Genomic DNA, 5,975 nt, shown 5'->3' on the forward strand with positions numbered 1-5,975 from the left:
CCTCCCCCACGTTCACCGACCCCGGAGTCCGCGATGAAGACCTTCCCCATGCCAAACACGGACATCACTGCCCCGCAGGTGGTGCTGGGTCTGATGCGGATCGCCGAGAAGTCCGATGAGGAGATCCGCACCCTGGTGCGTTCAGCGCGCGACGCCGGGATCGACTTCTTCGACCATGCGGACATCTACGGCGGCGCCCTGCATCGCTGCGAGGAGCGGTTCGCGAAGGCGCTGCAGCTCACGCCGGTCGAGCGCGAGGAGGTGGTGATCCAGTCCAAGGCCGGGATCGTGCCCGACGGCCCGTACTTCGACTTCTCCACCGAGCACATCCTGCGCTCTGTCGAGGGGTCGCTGCGGGCGCTGGACACCGACTACCTGGACATTCTGCTGCTGCATCGGCCCGATGCGCTGGTGGAGCCGGAGGAGGTCGCCGCCGCCTTCGACCAGCTGCACGCCAGCGGGAAGGTGCTGCATTTCGGGGTCTCCAACCACACGCCGCGGCAGATCGAGCTGCTGCAGCGCCACCTGGATCAGCCGCTGGTGGCCAACCAGCTGCAGCTGTCCATCACGCATTCGACGATCATCTCCCAGGGCGTGGCCGCGAACATGCAGGGGCTTGAGCAGTCGGTGGTGCGCGATGGCGGCGGGATCGTGGACTACTGCCGCCTGCATGGGATCACCGTGCAGGCGTGGTCCCCGTTCCAGGCCGGTTTCTTCGACGGGGTGTTCTTCGACAAGCCCGAGCATGCGGAGCTGAACGCCGTCCTGGAGCGGCTGGCCGAGGAGAAGGGCTCCACGCCGCTGGGCATCGCAACCGCGTGGATCACGCGACATCCGGCGCAGATGCAGGTGGTGCTGGGCACCACCACACCGCAGCGCGTCACCGATGCCGCCGCGGGCGCCGATGTGGAGCTGACCCGGCCCGAGTGGTACGAGCTGTATCGGGCGGCCGGGTGGCTGGTGCCCTGACCCGTGCAGATCACCCCTCCCCCGGGGGCACGCTGCGGCAACCCTTGGCGTCGCGGCGGCGGGCCCGACAGGATGGGGTGATCCCGGGTGCCCACAGGCGCAGGGTGTCCACAGGCGCAGCGACGCGACAAGGAGGAGCGATGGCGCACCACGACGGCACGGCAGCACCCCGACGTATCGGCCTGATCGGCTGCGGGGATGTCTCCGCGGTGCATTTCGAGGCGATCCGGGACGTGGAGGGCCTGCAGATCGTGGGCGTCGCGGATGTGGATCCATCGGCGCGGGAGCGTGCCGCGCAGGCTACCGGCGTGCCGGCCTTCGCCACGACCGCGGAGCTGTTGGAGGCGGTGTCCCCGGATGCGGTGCATGTGACCACGCCGCATGCCGAGCATGTGGAGCCCGTGGTCACTGCCCTGGACGCCGGGGTGCATGTGCTCATGGAGAAGCCGCTGGCCTCGACGCTCGCGGGTGGTGAGCGTCTGGTCGCAGCGGCGCAGGCCGCGGCCCCGCGCGGCGTGAAGCTGGGGGTGTGCTTCCAGAACCGCTACAACCGGCCCAGTCAGCAGCTGCACGCTCTGCTCGCAAGCGGTGAGCTGGGCGCGGTGCGCGGAGCATGGGCGTCGGTGGTGTGGACCCGCACCGCCGACTACTACCGGGCGAAGCCCTGGCGTGGCACTTGGGCTGGTTCCGGTGGCGGACTGCTCATCAACCAGGCGATCCACACCCTCGATCTCGTCCAGTGGATGCTGGGCGGAGTGGAGAGCGTGGATGGGCACGTGGCCACCCGCCGCTTCGGCGACCTGATCGAGGTGGAGGACACCGCGGAGCTGCTGCTGACCCACCCCGGCGGGATCACCACCTCGTTCTATGCGACGCTCACGGCGCCGCAGCATCGGCCGGTGGAGATCGAGCTGGACTGCGAGAAGGCGTACGTGCTGCTGCGCGGCGGCCTGGAGGGTACCCTCACGGTGCGGTGGGCCGATGGGCGCGTGGACTCCTGGGGCGAGCGGCAGCTGACCAGCGGGGGCCGCTCCTACTGGGGCGTGTCCCATGAGCTGCTGATCCGCGACTTCTATGAGCGGCTGGAAGAGCCCGAGCCGTTCTGGATCTCCCCCGCGGAGGCGATGGTGAGCCTGCGGGTGCTCAAGGAGGCGTATGCGGCCAGCGGACTGAGCGCCCAGGCGGGATGAGGCCCCAGCTTCAGCCCCGGGGATCAGATGATCGTACGCCCCTCCTTGCGGGCGGTGCGCATGTCCTTGAGGAATCCGCGCACGATCGTGATGAGGATGCCGAGGACGATCACGGGCCAGCTCAGGACGTAGACGGTCAGCAGGGTGGTCATGGGAGTCTCCTTCCCGCGCAGGGCTTGCCGTGATGCGGCCCGGGCGCGTCGAGGTCGTTGCGGTAGGGGGAAAGATCAGCGGGGCGTGCCGGTCACAGCGTGCTCGCCGTGCGGAGCCTCCGTCGGGACTGGCTCGGTCTCCTCGTCGAAGTCGCCGGTGACCTTGCGGATCACGGAGAAGTCGAAGGTCTGGCCGGAGCGAACGCTGAGGGCGTAGCAGACCAGGAAGGAGACCGCGTAGGCCACGAGCGACGCGGACAGCGTCGTGTAGTCGCGCAGGGCGCCCATCGCAAACGGCAGGGCGACCAGGGAGGACACCGCACCGACCAGCATCGCCGGGCGCAGTCCGAAGAAGCCGAAGGCCATGATGCCGAGCACCACGCCGATGCCCACCACCGCCAGCAGCTCCACCAGCAGCGCCCACGCGCCGGTCACCGGCAACAGCTCGAAACGCACCGGCAGGAAGAAGGCGAGCGCCGCGAGCACCGAGACGGTGAAGGCGAGATTCGTGATCCGCTCCCAGTAGAAGGAGGCGATCACCGGGAACACCAGGCAGCCCCACAGGGCGCCCACGAACACCAGCAGGTCCAGGATGTTGAAGCGAGCGGTGGCGAAGAACAGCGCGAGCCCGGTCGCGGTCACCATCGTCAGGCGGCCGATCAGCAGCATGAGCTTGGGGTTCACCCGCTTGCGGCCCACGGACTGGCCGTAAACGTCGGTCATGACGATGGAGCTCAGCGCCGCGAGATCCGAGTCCGCGGTGGAGGACAGCGACCCGATGATCATCACGAATGCGATCGCCACCAGGCCCACAGGCAGGTAGGTGCCGACCATCTGCGGCATGAGGTTGTTGACATCCCCGCCCATCGGCTCGATGCCCAGGTACAGGGCCATCACGCCCAGCATGCCCACTCCGATCACGGTGGCGCCGTAGCCCACGGTCGCGGTGAGGAAGGTGGGCTTGATGAGGTCCTCGCGCACCGCGAACAGGCGCTGCGCGATGGTCTGGTTGCCGATCGCGTAGGCGAGCACCGCGGCGATGTAGGGGGCGCCCTGGTTCATGAAGGCGTCGGAGGAGAAGAAGCTCTCCTGCTGCGGGGTGACGTTCCCGGCCGCGACCCCCTCGGCGAACATCGAGGGTCCGCCGGCGAGGAAGAACACCGCCGGGATGATCACGACGGCCGCGCCGAGCATCGCCATGACCTGCGCGAAGTCGGTCAGGACGGAGGCGCGGAAGCCGGACCACAGGGTGTACAGCAGCACACCGCCGGCGATGATGAGGATGCCCGCGCCGAAGCTGAGCGGGGAGAGCATCGAGATGATCGCGCCGCCGGCGATGAAATTGGAGGTCAGGGAGATGACGGAGCCCAGCACGTTGGAGGCCGCGAGCATCAGCTGCGAGGAGCGGCCGTGCCGCGCATACATCACCTCCGCCAAGGTGTGAGCACGTGGCGCCACCTCGCGGATGCGCCGCCCGAAGGGGTAGATGAACAGGATCATCAGCGCACCCCAGAGCCCATAGTGGATCGGGCCCGAGACGCCATAGGTGTAGCCGGCCGTGACCGATGCGTACATCGAGGACGCCCAGATCCAGGTGGCGGTCATCGACGCGGCGGAGACGCCGAAGCCGATGCGGTTGCCCGCGGTCATGTAGTCGTCGGCGTTCTCCTGCTTGCGGGAGATCGCTACGGACATGAGCATCGTGCCCCCGTAGAACAGGAGCAGCAGCAGAATGATGCCGAGGATTCCGAGCTGGACGATCTCGCCGTCGGGCATGGGCGGCACAGGGTCTTCCTTCCGTCGCGGGTCAACCGATCGATGACCGGGATCCGCGAAAGCGCGCAGGGCACGACGTGGTCGGAGCAGATCACCTCTGCGGCCCGGTCGGCGCCCTGGAGCCATGGCCGCCCGGAATCAGATCAGACCGCGCGATGGCACTTCACCTGCAGCGGAACGGGGCGGCGAGGGGTGAGGGGTCCGCACCGGATTCGGGCGGTCCGACGGTCACGCACTGCGCCAGGGCCGCGCCCATCTTGGCACACTTCTCACAAGAATGCCGACAAAGGCGGGACCAAGGCCCCGATGACCCACTGTCGATGCAGGTCATCAACCCCAATTCGATCTTCGACAGCTCTTGACGAGCGCCCGCCGCCGTGTGCGGGCACCGCCCCGCTGACTGGTTCAGGCCCAGCCTTCGGTGTGGTCCTTGAGCTCCCGGTATGCCTCGAGCACCTGCGGGGCGGGGTCCGCCTGGACCGTGCGGGCGCCGCGGATTTGCCAGGCCGGGGGCTCATCGGCCCCGCTGAGCGCCCAGGCGGCCTGTCGGGCGGCGCCGAGGGCGACGTATTCCCCGTCGGGCGCGATCGTCACCTCGCGGCCGAAGATTGCCGGGGCCAGGTCCTGGACAGCACGGGATTTCGCGCCGCCGCCGATCAGGGTGATGCGCCGAGCAGGCGTGCCAGTGCGGTCCTCGAGGGCGGCGATCCCATCGGCCAGAGAGCACAGCAGGCCCTCCACGTAGGCGCGGGCCACATCCTCCCTGGTCGTGGAGGCGCTCATGCCGGTGAGGGTGGCGCGGGCGCTGGGGCGGTTGGGGGTGCGCTCGCCGTCGAAGTACGGCAGCAGCGTCACGCCGCGGGCGCCGGGCTCGGAAGCGAGCGCCAGCTGCGAGAGCTCCTCGTGGGAGACACCCAGCAGGGAGCGGGCCGCCTCGAGGATGCGCGATGCGTTGATGGTGGTGGTCATGGGCAGGAAACGACCGGTCGCGTCGGCGAATCCGGTGACGGTGCCGGTGACGTCCCCGGGACGGGAGTCCGAGACCATGGCGCACACGCCGGAGGTGCCGATGGAGACGGACACATCCCCGGGGCCGAGCGAGAGACCGAGCGCGGCGCCCATGTTGTCACCGGTGCCGGCGGCGATCGCGGCACCGTCGGGGCTGGTGGCGGTGGGTGCGGTGCGGGCCATGATCTCCTGCGGCCGGGTGGGCAGGCGCGGCAGGTCGATGGGGTGGCCGATGGCCGCGGCGGCGAGCTCGGGCACCCAGGCTTCCTCGCGCGTGGAGTAGTAGCCGGTGCCGGAGGCGTCACCGCGGTCGGTGAACGGTTCGGTGCCGGAGGCGGCGAGGTGGAGGGAGACGTAGTCGTGCGGCAGGAGGACCCGGGTGGCCCGACGGGCGTTCTCCGGCTCGTGCTCGAGCACCCAGCGCAGCTTCGCGGAGGTGAAGGAGGCGACCAGCAGGCTGCCCAGCTGGTCCACGCACGCCTCGGTGCCTCCGAGCTCGTCGATCAGGGCCTCGGCCTGCGGGGCTGAGCGGGTGTCGTTCCACAGCAGCGCCGGTCGCACCGGCTCGCCGGACTCGTCCAGCAGAACCATGCCGTGCTGCTGACCGCCGACGGCCACGGCCTCGGCACGGTCGAGCAGCGGGCCGACAGCCTCGTCGACGGCGTCGAGCCAGGCTCGCGGATCCACCTCCGTGCCGTCGGGGTGGGCGGCGCGGCGCTGCTCGATGACCTCCCCGGTGGCGGCGTCCACCAGCAGCGCCTTGGTGGCCTGGGTCGAGGAGTCGATGCCGAGGACGAGGGTCATGAGGTGGGCCTTTCGGGGTGGTCGTGCGGGGCGAGGTTGGAGCTGAAGGGCTAGGGCTAGTAGGGCGGGCTGGGGC

Annotated in this window: 5 protein-coding genes; 2 read left to right on the top strand and 3 right to left on the bottom strand. The window is 69.6% G+C overall.

Features of this window, described 5'->3' with window-relative positions:
• Nucleotides 1-33 precede the first annotated feature (33 nt).
• On the top strand, nucleotides 34-969 hold the full coding sequence (locus MU407_RS13360) for an aldo/keto reductase (protein WP_102237237.1): 936 nt from the start codon (nucleotides 34-36) through the stop codon (nucleotides 967-969).
• 140 nt (nucleotides 970-1,109) lie between these two features.
• Entirely contained in the window at nucleotides 1,110-2,159 is a 1,050-nt protein-coding gene (locus MU407_RS13365; RefSeq protein WP_246958218.1) for a Gfo/Idh/MocA family oxidoreductase, read from the top strand.
• Nucleotides 2,160-2,182: 23 nt separating this feature from the next.
• Here the strand turns inward: MU407_RS13365 and MU407_RS13370 are convergent, their stop codons facing one another.
• The 3 genes from MU407_RS13370 to xylB form a co-directional block, all read right to left on the bottom strand.
• Entirely contained in the window at nucleotides 2,183-2,311 is a 129-nt protein-coding gene (locus MU407_RS13370) for a putative transporter small subunit (RefSeq protein ID WP_233190968.1), read from the bottom strand.
• Nucleotides 2,312-2,386: 75 nt separating this feature from the next.
• Nucleotides 2,387-4,087, bottom strand: a complete 1,701-nt coding sequence (locus MU407_RS13375; RefSeq protein WP_102237239.1) for a sodium:solute symporter family protein — start codon at nucleotides 4,085-4,087, stop codon at nucleotides 2,387-2,389.
• Between the two features lie 405 nt (nucleotides 4,088-4,492).
• Nucleotides 4,493-5,899 (bottom strand): xylulokinase, encoded by a 1,407-nt coding sequence (gene xylB / locus MU407_RS13380; protein ID WP_246958220.1) that lies wholly within the window; start codon nucleotides 5,897-5,899, stop codon nucleotides 4,493-4,495.
• Nucleotides 5,900-5,975 lie beyond the last annotated feature (76 nt).

The organism is Brachybacterium sp. Marseille-Q7125 (genome assembly GCF_023062615.1).
In the GTDB taxonomy this organism is placed as follows: domain Bacteria; phylum Actinomycetota; class Actinomycetes; order Actinomycetales; family Dermabacteraceae; genus Brachybacterium.

Coding starts and splice junctions, on each gene's coding strand:
- MU407_RS13360 (WP_102237237.1), top strand. CDS start 34: ATGAAGACCTTCCCCATGCCAAACACGGACATCACTGCCCCGCAGGTG.
- MU407_RS13365 (WP_246958218.1), top strand. CDS start 1,110: ATGGCGCACCACGACGGCACGGCAGCACCCCGACGTATCGGCCTGATC.
- MU407_RS13370 (WP_233190968.1), bottom strand. CDS start 2,311: ATGACCACCCTGCTGACCGTCTACGTCCTGAGCTGGCCCGTGATCGTC.
- MU407_RS13375 (WP_102237239.1), bottom strand. CDS start 4,087: ATGCCCGACGGCGAGATCGTCCAGCTCGGAATCCTCGGCATCATTCTG.
- xylB (WP_246958220.1), bottom strand. CDS start 5,899: ATGACCCTCGTCCTCGGCATCGACTCCTCGACCCAGGCCACCAAGGCG.